Raw genomic sequence first — 22,719 nt, 5'->3', positions numbered from 1 at the left:
GTCTCGAAGCCCAATTGCGGAGCGGTCAGACCGCGCCGTCACGTTTTTCCGGAAGTTGGCTGATCAACATGAACAGGCGGAACAGCACCACGCTGGTGAACAGTTGCAGGAAGCTGTGGCCGCTGTCGATCAGCACCGACACTATCGGGTTCTGCGGCTCGGGGTATACCGCCAGCGTCGCCCCCTTGAGCAACCACAAAGGCGTCATCACACACAGAATGCACAGCAGAATCCGCCAGAAATGCCCGCGGCTCAGCCGCAGGCTTTCCTTCATGGCGTGCAATGGATTGAGGCCGCGCAGCACCAACAGGTATTCGCCGAACGCCAGCATCACCATCAAAATCAGGCCCGGCAGGAAATACAGCGAAAGGCCCAGCAGAATCAGCAACGTGTTGAGCGCGGTGAGCAGGGCGAAACGCGGCCACAACCGCGCAGACATCGCCAGCAGATCAAGGGTGCGCGGGGCTTCTCCACGGGTGCGGGCGTCGAGAAACAGGATTAATGCGGCGGTGTACAACGGATAGACCAGCAAGCCGACGATCACACTGACGGATGAGAAACTGTCCGGGTCGCTGGCGTGATCCACCACTTGTTGCAGCAGCGCTTCGACGATCACCAGCGGCAGGCACAACTGCACGATGCTGGCCAAATGGCGTTTGAAAAAGAACAGAGAGTCGCGCAGCACTTCGAAGGCATTCATCAGTCGGTATCGCAGGTCGAAAACAGTGGCTCACTTTAACCGATGATGCGCGAGCCCACACAAACGTAAACATTCGGTAAAGGTCATTGAAAGGTTTTGTCGCAGCCTCCATTACGGACGAGCACCTTGTCCAAAAGTGGGCGAGGGCCATGTTATCCCCGGCAATCTACGAGGTCGCCATGAACAGCGAAGAGCAAACCCTGATCGATGGACTGTTTTCCCGGCTGCAACAGGCCGAAACGGAGGCAGCCCCGCGCGACGCCCAGGCCGAGACGCGGATCAAGGAACACCTGACGCGCCAGCCGGCGGCAGGTTATTTCATGACCCAGGCGATTCTGGTTCAAGAGGCGGCGCTCAAAAGCCTGGATGAGCAGAACAAGCAACTGACCCGGCAAGTCCAGCAGTTGCAGGCCGAACTGCAAGCGGCCAAAGCGCAGAGTGCAGCGCCGGCGCCGAGCAGTGGCGGCGGTTTCCTGTCGAGCATCTTTGGTGGCAGCCCGCGTCCGGCACCGACCCCGAGTGCTGCTCCGGCGTCCACGGGTGGCTGGCGCGAGCCTGCACCACAGCAGAACGTTGGTGCTCCACCTGCGCAACAGGGTTTTGCTGCGCCACCGCCCAATTATGCGCAACAAGCCGCACCGGCGGCCGGCAGCAGCTTTCTCGGCGGCGCCTTGAAAACCGCGGCCGGTGTAGCCGGTGGTGTGATGCTGGCGCAGGGAATCAGCAGCCTGTTCCACCACAATCAGCAGCCGCAAGAGATTGTTGAGGTGATCAAGGAAGAGCCGGCTCAAGTCGCCGACCAGAGCAACAACGGCTGGGGTGACGATCAGCGCATGGCCGGTAACGATTCCTACGGCAATGACCAGGGCGGATTTAACGACACCGACTACAGCGATGACAGTTCATCGTTCTTCGATGACGACGATTCCTTCGTCTGATTAACCATTCGTCCGGAGCCTGTGAGGGCTCCGGGGCGATTATTCGCGGAACGTTCCTGTTGGCTGGCATACTGAGCGCCTTTTTCGGGCCCAGCGCCTGATCCCGCTTCGTGCGCTTGCGCGCCCACAGGAACTCCGGTGAAAAAAATCGCAGTGTTCGCCGATGTGCAGAACCTCTACTACACCGTGCGTCAGGCTTATGGTTGCCACTTCAACTATGCGGCGCTGTGGGCGGACATCAGCAAGGATGGGCAGATTGTCGAGGCCTACGCCTACGCCATCGACCGTGGCGACAGCAAACAGCAGCAGTTCCAGCAGATCCTGCGCAACCTCGGCTTCACCGTAAAGCTCAAACCCTACATCCAGCGCAGCGACGGCTCGGCCAAGGGCGACTGGGACGTGGGCATCACCCTGGACATCATGGACGCCGCCGACCACGTCGACGAAATCGTTCTGGCCTCCGGTGACGGCGATTTCGACATGCTGCTCGAACGCATCATCAACAAGCACGGCGTGCAAGCGGTGGCCTACGGTGTCCCGGGCCTGACCGCCAACTCGCTGATCCGCGCCGCCAGCCGTTACGTGCCGATCGAGGGCGCGCTGCTTCTGAAGAATTGAGCGGCTACTGAAGAATTGATCTGGACGGAGTACAACAAGGTTTGGAACGCATTGCAGTCATCGACTTTGAAACCACCGGCCTCTCGCCGAACAGCAACTGCCGCGCCACGGAAATCGCCGTGGTCATGCTGGAGAACGGCCGCATCGTCGAGCGCTACCAAAGCCTGATGAACGCCGGCGTACGCGTCCCGGCCTTCATCGAACAACTGACCGGAATCAGCAACGCCATGCTGCGCACCGCGCCCTCGGCCGAGCGGGTGATGGAAGAGGTCAACGAGTTTGTCGGCTGCACGCCACTGGTGGCCCACAACGCCTCGTTCGACCAGAAGTTCTGGGACTTTGAGCTGGGGCGGATCAAGCGCACGCGGTTGCAGAACTTTGCCTGTTCGCTGTTACTCGCCCGCCGACTGATGCCGGCCGCGCCGAATCACAAACTTGGCACCCTCACCACATTCGCCCGCCTGCCGCACACCGGTCAGGCTCACCGGGCGATGGCGGATGCGGAGATGGCGGCGAACTTGATGGCGCATCTGACGGGGGAGTTGCGAGACAAGCACGGCGTACGCGAGCTATCGCATGATCTGCTGTGCAAGCTGCAGAAAGTGCCAGCGGCGAAAGTGAGCGAGCATCTCCAGCGCTATCGCTGATGTTCAGGTCAACAGATAACCCTGCGGGAGCGGGCTGGCTCGCGAAGTTGGTGTTTCATTCAACATTGATGTCGACTGATTCACCGCCTTCGCGAGCAAGCCCGCTCCCAGATTGGATCTCTGCTGGCGTCAGGTCTGTTTGCCGTTGTTTTCGATATGGCCGAGCGGCACGCGTTTTTCGATGGCGCTCGAAAGCACAATCGACGTCTTGCTGAACCCGAATTTCGCCACCCGATTGATCAACGCCTCCAGTTCCAGCATTGAGCCCACCGCCCCTTTCATGATCACGCACGGATCGCCCGTCACTCGAAAGCACTCGGTCAGTTGCGAGATCGTGGCCAGTTCGTCGTACACCTTCTGGCTGCCGTTCTGGTGCAGGCGCAGTTCGATCACGCACTGGATCGGCAAGCCGATTTTCGACAGGTTGATTTTTGCCTCATACCCGGTGATCACCCCGGATGCTTCCAGTTTGGCCACGCGCTCGGCCACGGCGGGCGCTGACAGATTTACTTTGCGCGCCAGGTCGGCGTAGGACGCACGACCGTTTTCGAGTAGGGCGCTGAGCAGCATGCGGTCGTATTTGTCCAAGGCCGAACTCCTGTAAATGCCAGACTTTCGAAATCGCGGTTTATCCCGTCGATCTCCGTGATTTCCAAAGTGTACTGGCCTGATAAACAGGTTTTGTAACTTATTTTTGCCCGTTGGCCTTTCTAGAATAATCCATCCCTCGCCTCTGACTTTCGAGCCGTCCATGCCTGCCCTGCGCCGTTTTCCCTTGCCGCTGATCGCCGCGTTTTTTGCGCTGTATGTGATTTGGGGGTCGACCTATCTGGTGATCCGCATTGGTGTTGAATACTGGCCGCCGCTGATGCTTGGCGGGGTGCGCTTCGTGATTGCAGGGACGCTGATGTACGCCTTCCTGCGTTGGCGCGGGGCGCCGGCACCGACCTGGGCGCAGTGGAAAGCGGCGGGGATCATCGGGATTTTGCTGTTGAGTCTTGGTAACGGCGCCGTGAGTGTGGCCGAACACACCGGCGTGGCTTCAGGCGTTGCGGCGTTGGCGGTGGCGACGGTGCCGTTGTTCACGTTGCTCTGCGGTTATTTCTGGGGGGCGCGTAATACCCGTCTCGAATGGGCCGGGGTGGTGTTGGGGATTATCGGCATCGCCATGCTCAACATGGGCTCCAACCTTCAATCGAGTCCGCTGGGGGCGATGTTGCTGATTTTTGCTGCGGCGTCGTGGGCGTTCGGTTCGGTCTGGAGCCGACACTTGCCCCTGCCGCCAGGCGCGATGGCCAGTGCCGTGGAAATGCTCGTTGGCGGCGTCGTGTTGTTGATCGGCAGTGCGCTGAGCGGTGAGCACTTGCAAGCCGTGCCGCCAGTGGAAGGCTGGTTGGCGCTGGCGTATCTGATCTTCTTCGGCTCGATCATTGCCTTCAACTCGTACATGTACCTGCTCAAGCACGTGCGTCCGGCGGCGGCTACCAGTTATGCCTACGTCAATCCGGCGGTGGCGGTGTTGCTGGGGATTGTCTTCGTCGGCGAGACCATTGGCATTGAAGAAGCACTGGCGATGCTGGTGATCATCAGCGCGGTGGTGCTGATTGGGCTACCCCAGTGGCGTCGGGCGCCTCCGCCGCCAGTCGTGGCGCCGACAACCCTGCCAACAGAAAACCGTACGAATTAGGGTAAACTGCGCGCCATTGCACATTCGTTTTGCACACTCTTTTGCAAATCCGCGCTGAATTTTCCTACGGTACTCCCATGACTTTCGCCTCCCTTGGCCTGATCGAACCCTTGCTGCGCTCCCTCGAGACGCTCGGCTACCAGACCCCGACGCCGGTGCAGGCGCAAGCCATTCCGGCCGTGCTGGCCGGTCGCGACCTGATGGCAGCGGCCCAGACCGGCACTGGCAAAACCGCCGGTTTCGCCTTGCCGCTGCTGCAGTTGCTGGCCATGGAAGGGCCGAAAGTCGCTGCCAACTCGGCGCGTGCGCTGATTCTGGTGCCGACCCGCGAGCTGGCCGAGCAGGTTCATGAGTCTGTGCGCCAGTACGCCGAAAACCTGCCGCTGCGCACTTATGCGGTTTACGGCGGCGTCAGCATCAACCCGCAAATGATGAAGCTGCGCGGCGGCGTTGATGTGCTGGTCGCCACGCCTGGTCGCCTGATTGACCTGTTCCGCCAGAACGCGCTGAAACTCGATCAGTTGCAAACCCTGGTACTGGATGAAGCCGATCGTATGCTCGACCTGGGCTTCTCCGAAGAACTGGCGAACATCTACCGCATGCTGCCGAAAAAGCGCCAGACCCTACTGTTCTCCGCGACCTTCTCCGACGATATTCGCCTGCTGGCCGGGCAGATGCTCAACGACCCACTGAGCGTCGAAGTCAGCCCGCGCAACGTCGCCGCCAACACCGTCAAGCAGTGGGTGGTGACGGTGGACAAGAAGCGCAAGGCCGAACTGTTCGTGCATCTGATGCGCAAGAGCAAGTGGAAGCAGGTGCTGGTGTTCGCCAAGACCCGTAACGGCGTGGACGCGCTGGTGGAAAAACTCCAGGGCCTGGGCGTCAACGCCGACGGCATCCACGGTGATAAACCGCAGGCGACCCGTCAGCGTGCGCTGGATCGTTTCAAACTCAGCGAAGTGCAGATTCTGGTGGCCACCGATGTCGCGGCCCGTGGTCTGGACATCGAAGACTTGCCGCTGGTGGTCAACTTTGATCTACCGATCGTGGCCGAGGATTACATTCACCGTATCGGCCGTACTGGCCGTGCCGGTGCGACGGGCGAAGCGATTTCTCTGGTGTGTGCCGATGAAGTGAACATGCTCTCGGCCATCGAGATGCTGACGCGCCAGACGTTGAAGCGCCAGAACGAACCGGACTTTGAACCTGAGCACCGCGTGCCGGATACCGATGCCAGCGGTCAGGTGATCAAGAAGCCGAAGAAACCGAAAAAGCCGAAAACCTCCGGCGGTGGCGGCAAGCGCAATCTGGGTAAATGGGTCGACAGCGGCGAGACGCAGGCGCCGGAGCCTTCGATCAAGCCTGTGCGTAAAGTGCCGGTATTCAATACCGGGCCGCGTAAGCGTAAGCCTTGATTTTGATGCGGCGTCACTAGGACTGCTTTCGCGAGCAAGCCCGCTCCCACATTCGACCGAGTACTTCAATTGAAAGCGGTCAACTGTGGGAGCGGGCTTGCTCGCGAAGGGCGCACTGCGGTCTTCAGCCCTCGCGCTGCAGCCACTCCAATATTGCGAACCCGGCAGCCCGGCCACTGGCAAAACACCCCGTCAGCAAGTACCCGCCCGTCGGTGCTTCCCAATCGAGCATCTCGCCAGCGCAGAACACGCCCGGCAAGGCCTTGAGCATCAGGCGCTCGTCCATCGCCTCGAACGTCACGCCCCCGGCACTGCTGATCGCCTCATCCAGCGGACGGGTTTTCACCAAGGTCAGCGGCAATGCTTTGATCGCCCGCGCCAGCCGCGCTGGATCGGCGAAGGTCGCCGCATCAGTCAACTCACGCAACAACGCCGCTTTCACCCCGTCAATCCCGACCTGACTGTGCAAGTGCTTGGCCATCGAGCGCGAGCCACGCGGTTTGCTCAGCGCAGCCTGTAATTTATCCACAGGCCGGCCGGGCAGCAGGTCGATGTGAATGGTCGCTGAGCCGTGCGCGTTGATCGCCTCGCGCATCGGTGCCGACAACGCGTAGATCAAACTTCCTTCAATACCGGTCGCGGTGATCACGCATTCGCCCAAGCGCGCAATGTCGTCGTTCAAGCCGATGGCGATATTTTTCAGCGGTGCGCCAGCGAATTTGCTGACAAGCAATTCGCTCCAGGCCTGCACTTCGAAGCCGCAATTGCTCGGCTGCAATGGCGCCAGTCCTACGCCACGCTGCTCAAGCGGCAACATCCATGCGCCGTCGGAACCGAGTCGCGACCAACTGCCGCCGCCGAGGGCGAGCAGCGTGGCGTCGGGTTTGAGGGTTTTCTCGCCTTCCGGGCTGTCGATGCGTAGCGCGCCGTGTTCATCCCAACCGAGCCAGCGGTGGCGGGTGTGGATAACTACGCCGCTGTCGCGCAGGCGTTTGAGCCAGGCGCGCAGCAGGGGCGCGGCTTTCATGTCGGTGGGGAACACACGGCCGGAGCTGCCGATGAAGGTTTCGATGCCCAGATCGTGAATCCAGCGGCACAACGCATCGGCGTCGAAGCTGCGCAGCAACGGGGCGATTTGCGGTGCGCGTTCGGCGTAGCGCGAAAGGAACGCTGGGTAGGCTTCGGAATGGGTGATGTTCATGCCGCCGACGCCTGCCAGCAGAAACTTGCGGCCCACCGAGGGCATGCCGTCGTACAGATCGACGCGCACTCCGGCCTGGCCCAGCACTTCGGCGGCCATCAGGCCGGCAGGGCCACCGCCGATGATGGCGACGTGAGCGGGGAGGGGGGCGGAAGTCTGAGTCATGGCGTGCGCTGCGGTATGGCGGGATAAGCCGCGCATTCTAACAGCGCCGGACAGGGTGGGAGGGGGCTGTGGTGATCCACAAAATCTGGTTAATAAATGACCATCGTGCTGCAAGCTATGTCCAGCATGGCCTCTAGTCCCTTGCACTCAGGTTATCCACAGGCCGTTCCACAGCGAATGTGGGTAACGCAGCACACCTCAATGACAACCGTGTGACGTCCAGACCCGTTGCGCGCTGTGATGGAGAATGCCGTGGCGGCGGGCGAGCGCGTGGCGATCCTTGCTGTAGCCGCCGCCAATCACGCCGACCACCGGAATATCACGGCCCAGACAATGGCGCATCACGCTTTCATCCCGGGCGGCAACGCCTGCGTCGGTGAGTTGCAGATAACCGAGGGCGTCGTCCTTGTGCACATCGACGCCCGCGTCGTACAGCACCAGATCCGGTTGATACAGCGCCAGCAAATAGTTGAGCGTGTCGTCCACGACTTTTAAATAGTCGGCATCGCCCATGCCTTTGGGCAGCGGAATGTCCCAGTCACTTTCGGCTTTGCGTGCAGGAAAATTCTTCTCGCAGTGCAGGGAAACGGTAATCGCCTCCGGGGTGTCGTGCAGAATCCGCGCCGTGCCGTCACCCTGATGCACATCGCAATCGAAGATCAACACCCGGTTCACCCGGCCGCTTTGCAGCAGGTAATGGCTGATGATCGCCAAGTCATTGAAGATGCAGAACCCGGCCGGGTAGTCGTAGTGAGCGTGATGGGTCCCGCCGGCCAGGTGACAGGCCAGACCATGCTCCAAGGCTTTTTCCGCCGCCAGAATCGAGCCACCGACCGCGCGCACCGTACGCCGCGCGAGCGCTTCGTTCCATGGCAGGCCGAGGCGCCGCTGGTCTTCGCGGGACAACTCGCCGCTCATGTAACGTTCGATATAGCGACGGTCATGGGCCAGGGCGAGGATGTCGTTGGGACAGATCTCGGGACGCAGCAGGTCGGCGTCGCGGGTCAGGCCGCTGTCGACCAGGTGATCGCGCAGCAGACGGAATTTGTCCATGGGGAAGCGGTGATCCGCCGGAAACTCGGGGCTGTAGTCTTCGTGATAGATCAGCGGCAGTGGCATGGCGACTTCATGTAGGAAACGTAGGAAAGAGTGAGCGATCCTACCAGCGATGTAGACTTGCGGCATGGAAACGGAGGAGCACGATGGAGCCGATACTGGAACTGGAAAGCGCACGCCTGCTGATGCGTCAGTGGCAGGACGAAGATTTGCCGGCATTTGCGGCGATGTGTGCCGATCCTCAGGTGATGCGCTACTTTCCCGCTCGGTTGAGCCGTCTGGAAAGCGCCGCGCTGATCGGCCGTGTGCGCGGGCATTTTGCTGAGCATGGTTTCGGTTTGTGGGCGCTGGAGCGCAAGGACAGTGGCGAGTTCATCGGTTTCACCGGACTTTGCGTCGTCGGTTTCGATGCACCTTTTACGCCGGCAGTGGAAATCGGCTGGCGCCTGGCCAAGGAACATTGGGGCTTGGGTTATGCCAGTGAAGCGGCATGGACTGCTCTGCGTTGCGGGTTTGACCGGTTGGCCCTGAAGGAAATGGTGTCCTTCACCGCGAAATCCAATCTGCCTTCGGAGAAAGTCATGCAGGCGATCGGCATGCACCACGCGCCGGCGGATGATTTCGATCACCCGAAACTCGCCGTCGGTGATCCGTTACGCAAACATGTGCTGTACCGCATCACCCGGGAGCAGTGGCTGCAAACCTTGCATGGATAAGCCGACACGGACGTTTACAATGGCCGCCATATCATTGGCCCGCGCCAGAATCTGAATCGGCCGCCGCAGCCAAGACTGCGCGGCATAGCTTTGTGTGAGGAGAGTCTGAATGAGCCAAGTATTGGAAGATCTGGTCGACCTGCTGACCCTGGAACCGATCGAAGAAAACCTGTTCCGAGGCCGTAGCCAGGACCTTGGTTTTCGTCAGTTGTTCGGGGGGCAGGTACTCGGTCAGTCGTTGTCGGCGGCCAGTCAGACGGTTGAAGAAACCCGCCATGTGCATTCGATGCACGGCTATTTCCTGCGTCCGGGCGACGCCAAGTTGCCGGTGGTCTATTCGGTGGACCGCGTGCGCGATGGCGGCAGTTTCAGCACTCGCCGGGTGACGGCGATCCAGAAGGGCCATCCGATTTTCACTTGCAGTGCTTCGTTCCAGTATGACGAAGAGGGCTTCGAGCATCAGAGCCAGATGCCGGTCGTGGTCGGGCCGGAAAACCTGCCATCGGAACTGGAACTGACCCAGCAGCGCGCGCACCTGATTCCGGAGCACATGCGCGAAAAACTGCTGTGCCCGAAACCGATCGAGGTGCGCCCGGTCACCGAGAAAGACCCGTACAACCCGCAACCGGCCGATCCGGTGAAGTTTGTGTGGTTTCGCGCCGACGGCGCCTTGGCCGATCTCCCGGCCTTGCATAAATACCTGCTGGCCTATGCCTCGGACTTCGGTCTGTTGACCACCTCGATGCTGCCCCACGGCAAATCGGTCTGGCAGAAAGACATGCAGGTCGCCAGCCTCGATCACGCGCTGTGGTTCCACAACGATCTGCGTGCCGATGACTGGTTGCTCTATGCGATGGACAGTCCGTGGGCCGGCAATTCCCGTGGTTTCTCCCGTGGCAGCGTCTACAACCGTGCCGGGCAACTGGTCGCCTCGGTGACTCAGGAAGGCCTGATTCGGCATCGCAAGGACTGGGCATGAGCCTCGTTGATGTGAAGCATTGGGTGTTCGACATGGACGGCACGCTCACCGTTGCCGTCCATGACTTCGCGGCGATTCGCGTGGCGTTGTCGATTCCGCCCGAGGACGACATTCTCACCCACCTTGGCGCGCTGCCAGCCGCTGAAGCAGCGGCGAAACATGCCTGGTTGCTGGAGCACGAACGTGATCTGGCGCGGGGTTCGACCCCGGCCACCGGCGCCGTGGCACTGGTGCGTGACCTGCACTCGCGCGGTTATCGCCTCGGCATTCTCACCCGTAATGCCCGCGAACTGGCGCATGTCACACTGGAGGCGATTGGCCTGGCTGACTGCTTTGCCGTGGAGGATGTGCTGGGCCGTGATGACGCGCCGCCCAAGCCGCATCCGGGTGGATTGCTGAAGTTGGCCGAGGCGTGGTCGGTGCCGGCCAGCGAGATGGTGATGGTCGGCGATTACCGCTTTGATCTGGATTGCGGTCGGGCGGCAGGGACGCGGACGGTGCTGGTGAACCTGCCGGATAACCCATGGCCGGAGCTGACGGACTGGCATGCGCAGGATTGTGTTGAGTTGCGGCGGATGGTGTTCGCCTGAGCCATTGAGTGTCTGGACGGACGCCTTCGCGAGCAAGCCCGCTCCCACAGGGGATTATCAGTGGATACAACGTTGAGTCCGAAGCCCGTCCTCTGTGAGAGCGGGCTTGCTCGCGAAGAGGCCGACATGGCCACCGCATTACTGATCAAACAGAGCTTTTTGTCCCTCAGGCGACGTCAACATCCCATCGCCGTTGTGCCCAACCCCGGGTACTTCAACCAGCCGCTGATTCACCCCTTCCGGATGGCGGCGTAGCAGGTAGCCAAAATACAGCTTCCCGCGCGTCAGGCGGTCAGCCCCTTGCGCCTCGGCCTCGCAGCCTTTGTCCAGCGCCGGATGCTGCGGGTCGATGTCCTGCTGTCCGAGCAGATAAATCACCTCGCGTTTGATGTAACGGCTTTCAAGCTGCAACGGCGTTTGCCCACCGGCGTATATCGGCATGTCTGACAGGCCGTACTTCCAGCGATTGAAGTTGGGGCATTGCGCGTGATCGAACGCGACCGGTCGCTGTTCGTTGAAATAGGCATACGAAGACGGATTGGCCACCACGTAGCGCAGGTGAATTGCGTTGGCCTTCAGCGCGGGTTGATCCTTGGCGAGCAAAGCGTATCGCTGCACCACCTGCCCCCCGCCGGAGTGACCGAAAATCACGATCTGTTTCACGTCCGGAAACTGCTTGCGATCAGTAATCCGGGCGACGATTTCGTCCAGTGCCGCATAGGAACTCAGCGGATTCGGGCCTGTGGATAACCGACCGCCCATCCACTCATTGCCTTTCCAGCGCAACACGGTGGCAGGCAAGGAGTACAGGGCTGTATCACTTTCATTGAGGAACTGCGGAGCGATGACCAGCGTGTGGGCGGTTTGCCCTGCCAGTTCAGTGGCGCTTTCGGCGCTTTTGCGATAGGTCTCGGCGTTGCGCAACCGGCCATGAATGATGATCAGCACTCGCTCGATCTTTTCCGGCGCCGGGCCGATGCCCACCGCCATTTCGCCGGCCTTGAGTTGCAGGCGCCCGGGGCTGATGGCGTCGACCCCGGCCGCTTGCGCGGTGCTGCCAATGATCAGTAAAGCCAAAAGCCACTTATGCATTTACAGGTTTTTCGCCGCGAAGGTATCGCACTGGCCGACTTGGCCTTGCGCGAATCCGGTTTTGAACCAGCGCACCCTTTGCGCCGACGTACCGTGGGTAAACGAGTCCGGCACCACACGGCCCTGACCTTGTTGCTGCAGGCGATCATCACCGATGGCGTTGGCGGCGTTCAAGGCTTCTTCGATGTCGCCCGGTTCCAGCCAGTTCAAACGGTTCTGCGCGTTATAGGCCCAGACACCGGCCAGGCAGTCGGCCTGCAATTCCTGACGAACCAGTAGTCCACCAGCACCTTGCATCTGCCGGCCTTGCTGGCGGGCTGTCTGAATTTTCGCCGAGACGCCAAGAAGCGTCTGCACATGGTGTCCGACTTCGTGAGCGATCACGTAGGCCTGGGCAAAATCGCCGGCAGCCTTGAAGCGTTGCGCCATTTCCTGGAAAAACGCCATGTCCAGATAGACCTTCTGATCCGCCGGGCAATAAAACGGCCCGGTGGCTGAGGTGGCCAGACCACAGGCGGAATTGACCCGATTGCTGAACAGCACCAGGGTCGGATCCTTATATTGGCGGCCGGCCTGCTGGAAAATCGCGCCCCAGGTGTCTTCGGTATCGCCGAGGATTGAACGGACGAATTCGGCCTGTTCATCATTGGCCGGCGGCGCCTGGCGGGTTTGCGAGGTGGGTGCCGTTTGCTGGCCCGTCTGGCCGGTGAGTTGACCGAGGATCTGCAACGGATCCTGGCCAGTGATCCAGCCGATGCCAACGATCAACAAAATGGCCCCAAGGCTCAGGCCCTTGCCGCCACCGAAACGCATCCCGCCACCACCGCCGGTATCATCACCACGGGCATCGACGACGTTGTCACTGCGTCGGCCTTTTTTCCATAGCATGCGGGAATCCTCTTTCTGATCGTGGTGATGAGTGTTGCTGGTGTGTGAGTGTGGCGCCAGTCCAGTCGTCCGTCTATTCGTACGCCCGCAGCGAAGCCGACGGGTAAGAACCTGTCGTGTTCGGCGAATTCCATTCAACACCGTTTTTTTGTGAACCGTTCAAGCTGTTCCAGATTTTGCTTTGTGTCGCGCGTATTCTAGAATCCACGACATTTCATTGGGATCTCACCATGGCCGGCAGTCAAATCGAACGGGTTTTCAGCGTGCTGGAAAACCTCACCAGTGACCCGCGTGGTTTAGCGCTGCAAACGCTCGCCGAGCAGATCGACATCCCGAAAAGTGCGACTCACCGTTTGCTCGCCGAACTGGTCCGCTTGGGGTACGTGCGGCAAAACCCGGAAACCTTGCGTTATCACTTGTCCACGAAACTGGTGGCGATGAGTTTTCGTTACCTGTCGAGCAGTGGCGCGGACATCGTGCAACCGGTGCTTGATCGTCTGGCTCAGGAAACCGGCGAACTGGTGCGACTGGGCGTCATCGACGGCGAGCGGCAGACGTGGATTGCCAAAGCTCAGGGGGCGCGCACCGGCTTGCGCTACGACCCGGACATGGGCCGCGATGCTCCGCTGTTCTACACCGCTTCGGGCCATGCCTGGCTGGCGTGCATGACGGATGCCGAGGCGCTGTCGCGGGTTGAGCGGCAAGCGGCTGAGGTGCCGGTGGATATCGGGCCGAATGCACCGCGCTCCAATATCGAACTGCTTGAACGCCTGCGATTGGCGCGCGAGCAGGGCTATGCCTGCGTCGAGGAAAGTTCGGCCGTAGGGACGTCGGCGATTGCGGCGGTGGTGCGCCATCCCGCGGATGGGCGAGTGATCGGTGTGCTGAGCATCGCCGGGCCGAGTGCGCGGATGCCGGGCGCCAGGTTGCACGAACTGGCACCGTTGCTGTTGCGGTTTACCGAAGAGCTGTCTGCAGCGAGTCTGGCTTCGGAGCTGTTCGTCTAACCTGAAATTCTGTGGGCGTTGCCCGTTTATGAAAGTGTGCGTTGTTCGCACACTTTTACGGATGATGGTTGTCTGAAAGTGGAATCGGGTTCTAGATTATTGATCGAGGCTCTTCTCTCAGTTTGTTCCTCTCTTAGAGATATTCAATGACCGTCAGCACCCCGCTATCCGGAGTCAACCAACCCTTCAAAGGGATCTTGCTGATTGTCGTGGCAACCTTCCTGTTCTCCAGTCACGACGCGCTGTCGAAATATCTCTCGGGTTTCTATCCGATCGTGATGGTGGTGTGGGCCCGGTATGTGGTGCACACCTTACTCATGGCAGGGATTTTTTTACCGCAGTCCGGACTGCGCGTCCTACGCACGAAAAAGCCTTTATGGCAGTTGGCTCGCGCACTTTGCCTGCTCGGCACCAGCCTGTTCTTCACCACGGCGCTGCTGTATATCCCGCTGGCAGAAGCCACGGCGGTGAACTTCCTGGCGCCGGTATTGGTGACGGCGTTGTCGGTGCCGCTATTGAAGGAGCGGGTCACCCGCGGCCAGTGGATTGCGGTCATTTGCGGCTTTATCGGCGTGCTGATCATCGTTCATCCGGGGGGTGAACTCTTCACGCCCGCCGTGTTGTTGCCGTTCTGTTCGGCGCTGTTTTTCTGCTTCTATCAATTGCTGACTCGCAAGCTCGCCGAGATAGACAGCCCGACCACCAGCAACTTTTTCGCCGGGCTGTGCAATACGCTGGTGATGAGTGCGCTGGTGCCGTTCTTCTGGCAGGTGCCGACGTTGACTCACGCCGCACTGATGCTGGCGTTGGGCAGTTGCGGGATGACGGCGCACTTGTTTCTGACGCAGGCATTCCGCCATGCCGCACCGGCACTGTTGGCACCGTTCGGTTATTGCCAGATCGTGTTTGCGGGGCTGCTGGGCTGGGTGGTCTTCAATCACACACCGAGTCTGTTGACCGTGATCGGTATTGCGGTGATCTGTTGCAGCGGTCTGGCGGCAGCGTGGCAACAAAGCCGTCGATAAGAACGTGTGGGAGCGGGTTGCTCGCGAAGGCGTCCGCAACCGCACCACATCACTCGCAGCTTGTCAGCGACCGAACCACAATAGAACTCGCCTCAAAGGCACACAAGCCGGCGGATTTTGGCGTAGCGGTAGGCAAGCGTGCAGGGGGAGCCTTGGTCCGTGATCGGAAGCGTTGGTTAACTAGCTTATTTAAGACAATCCCAATGCGCGCAGCTTCGGCAACCCCCTTCAGAAAGACTGCTTCGTTCCGGTGGTGCTGTCGGAGACTGCGAGACGCTAGAGAACCAGGATTCTGAACGCTTCCACGCTCTCTGCGGTCACCCTTATTGGCCTTGAACCTCTCTCATGCGCAAATTAGTCAAGAAATAGTCATTACCGGCACCGGTAGCCAAGTGGCTAACAAACACAAAATTCATGTTTTCCGATTGCGCAATAAAAGTACATGAATAAGGTGTCCACTGTGAGGCCGGTGGGGACATGAAGGCTATTAGCACTTCATAGTCTGATCTGAACGAAAGCTGTGCAAGCGGAGGCTGATTTCCATTGGATGCAAGACAGCTGAATTCGTATTTTTTGCCACGAATCAAGTTGGTGTAGGTTTTTTTTAATACGACACCTGCTGAGTTGTTTGTGTAAGTGCTATTGGTCAGAGATGAGAATCCGAGAAAGTTGGCATAGCTCCAGTCTCTCTGATCAACAATCACCGGGCCATTTACCCAGCCATTTCTCTGGAGGTTGGCAAAGTTTGTAAAATCATCAAGGAGCGGTATTGCCCGAATGGAATAAGTTCGAATCGGAAACTTTGTAGCATCTTCCAGTATGGACTCGCCTTTAAAGTTGACAATGTATGTCATTGTTAATGTGGTGCCATTCCCCAGCTCTTTGAGCCGATCCAAGGGAATGCTTTTTTCGAAGTCTGAGGCGGTTTCGTTTTCTTCCTCCTCGGGGTCATGAAATTTTACGATCAAGCCGTGTCTGTCTATTCCTTCATAAAGCAACCACCGTACTTCTCGTGGCGTATGGGGTGACATCGAAACGGTCGACTGATCAGTGCTCCGAAGTTGAGTAATGTCGAGTAGATTGCTTGTATTCCCGGCTATTACGGGCGTGGGCAATCGTGTATCGCCATCCTCGATTTTTTCGACACGTACCTTCATCGTTGGTGACCTTCCAGCCAGGCCTCCATCACGGTTTAAAATCCACCGGAACTCAACGACCGAGTCTTGGTGAGTCATCCAGAATGCTTGCGGCAGCGGCTCATTTACACGGTTGTTGTCATTAAACTTTTTTAATTTGAACGGCGGTGCTCCGACCACTGCATTTACATGATCAAGCCGCCCTCTGTCGTTATCCAGCGCTTGGAATTCCATCCGCATCGTCACGCCTTGCGGATACGCCAGTGGATGAATCGGGCTCGTTGCGTTCACCATAAAGGGCTCCCGCAGTTCTTCCGTCACCATTAGCGTTCTCGCTGCCGACACAAGGCTTGGTTGTTCCAGATCTCTGGCCGTAAAGCTGTGCTTCGCCTTGCTCAGATTTGAAACGGTCAGGCTCCAGAATCCGGTTGTTTCATCGGCGGTCTCCTTACCCGTGACAACCGTATCGTCGAGCACTTCAACTTCCCGCCCGGCTGCTGCAGCGCCGCTCAAGATGACGGCTGTTTCCATGGTGAAGCCATTATCGGGGATTTCGTTGCCGCTTGGAGAGCCTTTAACTGAAGTCAAAGTTGGCGCCCTGACGGTTTCCACGATCAGTGTGCGCACATTCGAATACACCGCAGAGTTGTGGTACAGCGATTTGACATACAACCGACGCGCACCCGCTTCAGCAGTGATCGTGCGTTCCCATAGCCCTGTGACTTCATCCGCTGTCGCAGTTCCCTTCGACACTGCGCTTGCACCGTTGCCATCAAAAATCTCGACATCCTGACCCTTGCTGGCGGTGCCTTTGAGTGTCAGAGACGTGCTGACCGTGGTTGTACCTTCCGGCACTTCCTTGTTCCTGTCGTCTAGTACATTGCTCAGTGTTGGCACGATGACGGCAGTGACGGTGAGGTTGTAAGCGGTGGAACCAGGTTCGTCAGCATACTTTCCGGTCGCGGTAAAACTGTGCTTCGCTACACTCAGATTCGGCACGGTGTATGTCCAGATTCCGGACTCCGGATCTGCCTTGACCTGATCCTTGACCTCGACGCCATCGCGTATCTCGACGTTTTTGCCCTTGGCGGCGATGCCGCTCAGCACCACGCTGGTTTCAACGGTCGTACCACCGTCGACAATTTCCTTGCCGCTTGGTGATCCCTTCACTGATTCGATGGTCGGCGGATCAAGTTCCACCGCCTCACCCACCACAAACTCCAACGCATCCGAATAACTCGTGGTGTTGGTCGCCGCCCGCAAAATCCGGTAGTTCACCGTCACCTTTTTCCCGCGGTTCGGCTCGATGTGCGTCGCCACAAACGTGGCATTCAGCGGGAATACCACATCCTTGTCCCTGGACAGCGCGTTGAGGATCTTGAAGTCTTCTTTCTCGCCAGTGACTTCACCGACCCAGGTGTAAGTCACGGTATCCCCGGATTCGGTCGGGGTGGCGATCGGGCGGGGGGCGGTGAGTTTGCTGATGCCGTCGAGCAGGTCTTTGGGTTCCAGGGCGCCGTCTTTTTCGCCGAGGACAGTCGGTGGCACCAGTTCCAGCCTGGGTTCGCCGACGTTCAGCAGCGAGGCATGTTGCGAAGGACGCGAGATGATCACCTCGTCCACGCTGCTGATCAGGCAGTACGAGAGGTCCAGCGTGCCGCCTTCCAAGGTTTTACCGTGCTCGCCGTCGGCGGTGATGATGAAGCCCGCGGGGTCATTGGCCTCCTCTTCAGTCGGAAAAAACCAGTCCAGATCCGGGTCGTAGGTGGTGCCATCGGGCCGGAGGCCGAACCATTTGAGTTCGATGGCGTTTTCGGCCGTAATCTGTGGATCGTTCAGAATGCGGATGCGGTAGCGCGAGGCATCGGGATCGAGTGCGCCCTGCGGCGCATCCAGGGCGATGGGCGCAGCGAGGCGTTTGGGTTCACCGATGATGTTGTAGGTACGGGATTTGGAGCGCTGGATGACTTGCTCATCGCGCTCCAGCTCGAACTCGTACACCGCCTGGCGTGTGCCCAGCGCGCGAAGGCTGGTGTTGCTGTGCAGTACGTCGACCTGCGTCGGCGGCATCTTGTCGATGGGCTGGCGCACCTTGATGTCGATCGGTTGATTGTCGGCGGTGGTGCCGGTCAGCGTCATGATGATGACGTCGTCCTTTTTGAATACATCTGATGCCGCCCAGACCTGCAGCACGGGTTTATCGTCACCCATCAGGTCCAGGTCCACCCTGAGGCCGTCGGCCTGCTTGAGGATCGGCGCCTCCAGCCGCGAATTCCCGGAGTCGACCACGATGCGCTGTGCCTTGCACCAGTCCTCGGACTGGTTGAGCACGCAGTCGCGAATCATGTAGCTGACGGACACGCCGTCAGTATCCGAGTCGCCGGCCGCAAGGAGAGTCTTCTCATCGATGAAGATCCTGATCGGGTTGGCGTCAGGGGCGTCTATTTGTGCCTGGGTGACCGGTTCAGACTTCACGGTCTGGCCGGCCCAACCCACCGAAATCACATCGCCCACGGCAACGTAGGGGTACGGCAGGCCGGTGCCGGACTTGGGCGCAACGATGACGTACACGCCATCCTTGATGCTGTCCTTGTCGACACCGTCGCGCACCACCTCTGGCGGGATAAATGCCATGGCCAGTTCGGAGTGGCCATAGTCCGGATCGATATCCTGACCGCCAGGCAACTCGAGTTTGACGAAGAGCTTGAAGATCGGCCCCGGCTCGGGTTTTGTCTGCCCGTGGCGCCTTACCGAATAGGACAACTCCCATGATCCGCTCTGCAACTGCTGCGCCGGAACAAACAGGGTGGTGCGTTGATTCAATTCAACCGGATCCGTGATGGTCTTGTGATCCACCATTTGCCCATCGAGTAATAGCTCGGCCTTGTCGCCCTGGCTTTTGTTGGACCAGACAGGGATCTGGACTTTCAGGCCCCAGTCGGGAAAGTTGAGTCGCGCAGCGGCAAGGTTGATGCCCCAGATGTCACCAGGCAAGCGTATGCCGCCGGGGATTTCCTGCTCGGGCAGGGCCAGAGTGCTGATGGGTTTGCGGGGTTGGACGAGCATGGTGAGCACTCCTGCCACTGAATAAGGCGATGGAGTGATTAGGGCGCAAAGGCAAGGATGGCGCACCTGTCAGATCTGACAGGTGCGCAAGGTGTTCCGACGAGCGGTCGTGGATGGCAGCGTCAAAAACACAAAATCGAAGCCTTCGGCAGTTTCTGCAGGGATTTAGGCTCAATCCATAAAAGAGGAAAGTTTCACCGTCAGGTAGGTAGCCGGGTTACTCGGTGACGTCAGGAATCTTGCGCGGTGCCATGAAGTACATCCAGATCAGCGCGATGAAGTACATCGCCGGAATCAGGGTGAACAACACGGTGTAGTTGTTGTGGGTGACGGTCAGGATATGGCCGACGATCTGGGTCATGAACATCCCGCCGATTGCCGCGCACATGCCGCCGAAACCGAAGACGGTGCTCATCATGTGCTTGGGGGTGTAGTCCATCACCAGGCTCCAGATATTCGCGGTCCAGGCCTGATGCGCGCCGATGGCCAGGGAAATCGCTGCCACCGCCACCCACAGACTGCTCGAACCGGCCGCCATGATCACGCCGATGATGCAGCAGGCGAACAGGAACATCGACAGCAGCCGCGCCTTTATCGGGTTCATGCCGCGACCGATCAGGAATGAAGACAGGATGCCGCCGCCGACACTGCCGAAGTCGGCAGTGAGGTAGATGATGATCAGCGGGATGCCCATCTGGGTCACGTTGATGCCCAGGTTGTATTGCTGATTGAGAAACGGCGGCAGCCAGTACAGGTAAAACCAGAACACCGGAGCGGTGAGCGAGTAGGCGAGGGCGAAGGCCCAGGTGCCGCGCATCCGCAGGATTTTCGAGAACGGCACGCGAGCCTGTTCCGGCTCGACTTCCTGCTGGATGTAATCGAGTTCCGATTGTTTGACGCTCGGATGATCTTCCGGGTTGAAGTATTTCAGACCCCAGAACAGCAGCCAGATCCCGCCCAGTGCCGACATGCACAGAAACGCCGCCTGCCAGCCCCATACATGGAGAACCAGCGGCAGAAGCATCGGCGTGAACATCGCGCCGACGTTGGTGCCCGCGTTGAAGATGCCTGTGGCGACTGCGCGTTCACCGGCCGGGAACCACAGGCGAGTGGTTTTCACGCAGGCCGGATAGTTGGCCGCTTCCGTCAGGCCGAGGATGAAACGGCAGACCATAAAGCCGACCGCCGACGTTGCCAGACCGTGGGCGCCGGTGGCCAGGCTCCAGAGCAGCACCGCGCAAAAGAACACGCGCTTGACGCCGACCCGGTCGATCAAGCGGCCTTGCAGAACGAAGCCGATCGCGTAACCGACCTGAAACCAGAAGTTGATGTTGGCGTAATCCATCGCCGTCCAGCTCATTTCCTTGGCGAGTATCGGCTGCATGACCCCGAGCGCGGCGCGGTCGATGTAGTTGAGGGTTGTGGCGAAAAATACCAGCGCCAGCATGCCCCAACGGGTCTTGCCGACGGCCATGGCGCCGCGGATCTTGTCGCCGATGCCACCCGTGGCAGTGCTCATGGCTGGCGCCATGCGGGAAGTCTGTGAAGGAATCATGTGTTCCACCCGTTTTTGGAGTTGTTATTTGGTGTTCTTTTTTCTTGAACGCTGCGACCGGTGCGTCGCGACCGGACTCAATGTGCTGTGGATGTTGGGCAGTGGACGAAAACTCGTCAATTCGTCAAACCGGCATTGTGTTCGATAATCGCACGCAAAACTAACTGGGTAGTACACTTTAAATTGCTGCGAGAAGTGATGCAGCCAATAATTTCCCCACGACAAAAAACGAACAACGCGGCGCAGTCCGGGAGTTGAAACATGCAGCGTTCCATTGCCACCGTTTCCTTGAGCGGCACCCTGCCGGAAAAACTCGAAGCCATCGCCGCCGCCAGTTTCGACGGGGTGGAGATTTTTGAAAACGATCTGTTGTACTACGACGGCAGCCCCCGGGACATTAAACAGATGTGCGCCGATCTCGGGATCGCCATCACCCTGTTCCAGCCGTTCCGCGATTTCGAAGGCTGCCGCCGTGACCGTCTGGCGCGCAACCTGGAGCGGGCCGAGCGCAAGTTCGATCTGATGCAGGAACTGGGCACCGATCTGGTGCTGGTCTGCAGCAACGCCTCGCCTGACAGCGTTGGCGATCAGCAGATTCTCGTCGATGACCTGCGCTTGCTGGCCGAACAGGCCGGTGCTCGTGGGCTGCGCATTGGTTATGAAGCGCTCGCGTGGGGGCGCCACGTCAATACCTGGCAACAGGTCTGGGACATCGTGCGTCAGGCCGATCACCCCAGCCTCGGCGTGTTGCTCGACAGCTTTCATACCTTGTCGTTGAAGGGCGATCCGCGCGCTATCGCTGACATTCCCGCAGACAAGATTTTCTTCGTGCAAATGGCCGACGCGCCGATTCTGTCGATGGATGTCCTAGAGTGGAGTCGGCATTTTCGCTGCTTCCCCGGCCAGGGTGAATTCGATCTGCCGGGGTTCCTCGCACCGATCATCCAGAGCGGCTACACCGGGCCGCTGTCGCTGGAAATCTTCAATGATGGGTTCCGCGCCGCACCGCCGCGGGCCAATGCCGCCGACGGTTTACGCTCGCTGCTGTACCTGGAAGAGAAAACCCGTCAGCGCCTTGAACAAGAAACAGCGCCCGTGGTCAATCGCGAAATCCTCTTCGAAACCCCCAAGGCCCGCGAGTACAACGGCATCGAGTTTCTCGAATTCGCCGTTGATGAAAGCCTCGGCGCCAAGCTTGCGCACTGGCTGGAGCGGCTGGGTTTCGTCAAGGCTGGTCAGCATCGCTCCAAGAGCGTCAGCCTGCTGCGTCAGGGTGATATCAACCTGATCCTCAACTGCGAACCCTATTCGTTTGCCCACAGTTTTTTTGAGGCTCACGGCCCATCGCTGTGCGCCACCGCTGTGCGAGTCAAGGACAGCACCCGTGCGCTGGCGCGTGCCGTGGCTTACAAGGGCCAGCCATATCGCGGGTTGGTCGGCCCGAACGAATTGGAGCTGGCGGCGGTGCGCGCACCGGACGGCAGCCTGATTTATCTGGTGGATGAAGAGGCGGATGTCTACGGCACCGACTTCAATCTGCTGCCAGGTGCATCGGCCCGTGGCGGTCTCAAACGCATCGATCACATGGCCATGGCGCTGCCGGCTGACAGCCTCGACAGTTGGGTGCTGTTTTACAAAAGCTTGCTGGATTTCGAGGCCGACGATGAAGTCGTGCTGCCCGACCCTTACGGTCTGGTGAAGAGCCGTGCGTTGCGCAGTCGCGACAGTTCCATCCGCTTGCCGCTGAACATTTCCGAGAATCGCAACACCGCGATCTCCCATGCGTTGTCGAGTTATCGCGGCTCTGGCGTGCATCACATCGCCTTCGATTGTGACGATATCTTCGCCGAAGTCAGTCGTGCCAAAGCATCCGGTGTACCGCTGCTGGATATTCCCCTGAACTACTACGACGATCTTGCCGCACGCTTTGATTTCGACGACCAATTCCTCAGCGAACTGGCGTATTACAACGTCCTCTATGACCGCGACCCGCAGGGTGGTGAGTTGTTTCACGTCTATACAGAGCCGTTTGAAGGGCGATTTTTCTTCGAGATCATCCAGCGTAAAAACGGTTATGCCGGTTACGGCGCGGCGAACGTCGCGGTGCGTCTGGCGGCGATGGCCAAATCTCGCAGTGGCGCTGTGCGCCAGGTGAAGTTGTAGGAAATTCGTAAACGCGGGATTAAACACATGCCGCGCGGCTTCCTTCACTGTGCCGCGCGGCCCATAATCGCCAGC

The 22,719-nt window shown here is 59.4% G+C and carries 19 protein-coding genes; 11 read left to right on the top strand and 8 right to left on the bottom strand.

Going from position 1 to position 22,719, the window contains the following annotated elements; translation table 11 throughout:
• Positions 1-25: 25 nt before the first annotated feature.
• The gene (locus AACY18_RS08950; RefSeq protein WP_221730160.1) at positions 26-700 is read right to left on the bottom strand and encodes a YciC family protein; all 675 of its coding nucleotides are present in this window, start codon (positions 698-700) and stop codon (positions 26-28) included.
• Between the two features lie 179 nt (positions 701-879).
• Here AACY18_RS08950 and AACY18_RS08945 point away from each other — a divergent pair, with 179 nt between their 5' ends.
• From AACY18_RS08945 to AACY18_RS08935, 3 genes are all read left to right on the top strand, one after another.
• Positions 880-1,638, top strand: coding sequence for a DUF2076 domain-containing protein (locus AACY18_RS08945; protein ID WP_339431421.1), 759 nt, complete (start codon positions 880-882; stop codon positions 1,636-1,638).
• Positions 1,639-1,776: 138 nt separating this feature from the next.
• Positions 1,777-2,256 carry a LabA-like NYN domain-containing protein gene (locus AACY18_RS08940; RefSeq protein WP_003228475.1) on the top strand — a complete coding sequence of 160 codons (480 nt, stop codon included), beginning with the start codon at positions 1,777-1,779 and terminating at the stop codon, positions 2,254-2,256.
• Positions 2,257-2,297: 41 nt separating this feature from the next.
• Complete coding sequence (locus tag AACY18_RS08935; protein ID WP_339464713.1) at positions 2,298-2,903, top strand: 3'-5' exonuclease; 606 nt, start codon at positions 2,298-2,300, stop codon at positions 2,901-2,903.
• A gap of 129 nt (positions 2,904-3,032) precedes the next feature.
• Here the strand turns inward: AACY18_RS08935 and AACY18_RS08930 are convergent, their stop codons facing one another.
• A complete protein-coding gene (locus tag AACY18_RS08930; RefSeq protein WP_339464712.1) occupies positions 3,033-3,491 on the bottom strand; it encodes an Lrp/AsnC family transcriptional regulator in 459 nt (152 codons plus the stop codon).
• Positions 3,492-3,654: 163 nt separating this feature from the next.
• Here AACY18_RS08930 and yedA point away from each other — a divergent pair, with 163 nt between their 5' ends.
• Positions 3,655-4,590 carry a drug/metabolite exporter YedA gene (gene yedA, locus AACY18_RS08925; RefSeq protein ID WP_339464711.1) on the top strand — a complete coding sequence of 312 codons (936 nt, stop codon included), beginning with the start codon at positions 3,655-3,657 and terminating at the stop codon, positions 4,588-4,590.
• Positions 4,591-4,667: 77 nt separating this feature from the next.
• Positions 4,668-6,005: a DEAD/DEAH box helicase gene (locus tag AACY18_RS08920; RefSeq protein ID WP_339464710.1), complete on the top strand. Its 1,338-nt coding sequence runs from the start codon at positions 4,668-4,670 to the stop codon at positions 6,003-6,005.
• Positions 6,006-6,129: 124 nt separating this feature from the next.
• Here the strand turns inward: AACY18_RS08920 and AACY18_RS08915 are convergent, their stop codons facing one another.
• Together AACY18_RS08915 and AACY18_RS08910 are read right to left on the bottom strand one after the other, a co-directional pair.
• Positions 6,130-7,371: a TIGR03862 family flavoprotein gene (locus AACY18_RS08915; RefSeq protein WP_339464709.1), complete on the bottom strand. Its 1,242-nt coding sequence runs from the start codon at positions 7,369-7,371 to the stop codon at positions 6,130-6,132.
• A gap of 198 nt (positions 7,372-7,569) precedes the next feature.
• Positions 7,570-8,490, bottom strand: coding sequence for a histone deacetylase family protein (locus AACY18_RS08910; protein ID WP_339464708.1), 921 nt, complete (start codon positions 8,488-8,490; stop codon positions 7,570-7,572).
• A gap of 83 nt (positions 8,491-8,573) precedes the next feature.
• Here AACY18_RS08910 and AACY18_RS08905 point away from each other — a divergent pair, with 83 nt between their 5' ends.
• From AACY18_RS08905 to AACY18_RS08895, 3 genes are all read left to right on the top strand, one after another.
• A complete protein-coding gene (locus AACY18_RS08905) occupies positions 8,574-9,143 on the top strand; it encodes a GNAT family N-acetyltransferase (protein ID WP_339431392.1) in 570 nt (189 codons plus the stop codon).
• A gap of 109 nt (positions 9,144-9,252) precedes the next feature.
• Positions 9,253-10,122, top strand: a complete 870-nt coding sequence (gene tesB, locus AACY18_RS08900; RefSeq protein WP_339464707.1) for an acyl-CoA thioesterase II — start codon at positions 9,253-9,255, stop codon at positions 10,120-10,122.
• Complete coding sequence (locus AACY18_RS08895; RefSeq protein ID WP_339431394.1) at positions 10,119-10,712, top strand: HAD family hydrolase; 594 nt, start codon at positions 10,119-10,121, stop codon at positions 10,710-10,712. Before tesB ends, AACY18_RS08895 begins: the two co-directional genes overlap by 4 nt.
• A gap of 138 nt (positions 10,713-10,850) precedes the next feature.
• Here AACY18_RS08895 and AACY18_RS08890 read toward each other — a convergent pair whose 3' ends face one another.
• Both AACY18_RS08890 and ypfJ read right to left on the bottom strand, forming a co-directional pair.
• A complete protein-coding gene (locus tag AACY18_RS08890; protein WP_339431395.1) occupies positions 10,851-11,804 on the bottom strand; it encodes an alpha/beta hydrolase in 954 nt (317 codons plus the stop codon).
• Entirely contained in the window at positions 11,805-12,692 is an 888-nt protein-coding gene (ypfJ, locus tag AACY18_RS08885; RefSeq protein WP_339464706.1) for a KPN_02809 family neutral zinc metallopeptidase, read from the bottom strand.
• Between the two features lie 230 nt (positions 12,693-12,922).
• On the opposite strand from ypfJ, the gene AACY18_RS08880 reads away from it, so the two are divergent.
• Together AACY18_RS08880 and AACY18_RS08875 are read left to right on the top strand one after the other, a co-directional pair.
• Entirely contained in the window at positions 12,923-13,699 is a 777-nt protein-coding gene (locus AACY18_RS08880; protein WP_339431397.1) for an IclR family transcriptional regulator, read from the top strand.
• A 146-nt stretch (positions 13,700-13,845) separates the two neighbouring features.
• On the top strand, positions 13,846-14,724 hold the full coding sequence (locus AACY18_RS08875) for a DMT family transporter (protein WP_339431398.1): 879 nt from the start codon (positions 13,846-13,848) through the stop codon (positions 14,722-14,724).
• Between the two features lie 323 nt (positions 14,725-15,047).
• Here AACY18_RS08875 and AACY18_RS08870 read toward each other — a convergent pair whose 3' ends face one another.
• Positions 15,048-18,926, bottom strand: coding sequence for a hypothetical protein (locus AACY18_RS08870; protein WP_339464705.1), 3,879 nt, complete (start codon positions 18,924-18,926; stop codon positions 15,048-15,050).
• A gap of 217 nt (positions 18,927-19,143) precedes the next feature.
• The gene (locus AACY18_RS08865) at positions 19,144-20,481 is read right to left on the bottom strand and encodes an MFS transporter (protein WP_339431400.1); all 1,338 of its coding nucleotides are present in this window, start codon (positions 20,479-20,481) and stop codon (positions 19,144-19,146) included.
• Positions 20,482-20,742: 261 nt separating this feature from the next.
• Here AACY18_RS08865 and quiC point away from each other — a divergent pair, with 261 nt between their 5' ends.
• A complete protein-coding gene (quiC, locus tag AACY18_RS08860) occupies positions 20,743-22,644 on the top strand; it encodes a 3-dehydroshikimate dehydratase QuiC (protein WP_339464704.1) in 1,902 nt (633 codons plus the stop codon).
• The last annotated feature ends 75 nt before the right edge of the window (positions 22,645-22,719 follow it).

The sequence above is a fragment of the Pseudomonas sp. EA_65y_Pfl2_P74 genome (assembly GCF_963970575.1).
Classification (GTDB): domain Bacteria; phylum Pseudomonadota; class Gammaproteobacteria; order Pseudomonadales; family Pseudomonadaceae; genus Aquipseudomonas; species Aquipseudomonas baetica_A.
Note: the sequence above shows the minus strand (reverse complement) of the source record. Positions and strands in the feature narration are given on the sequence as shown.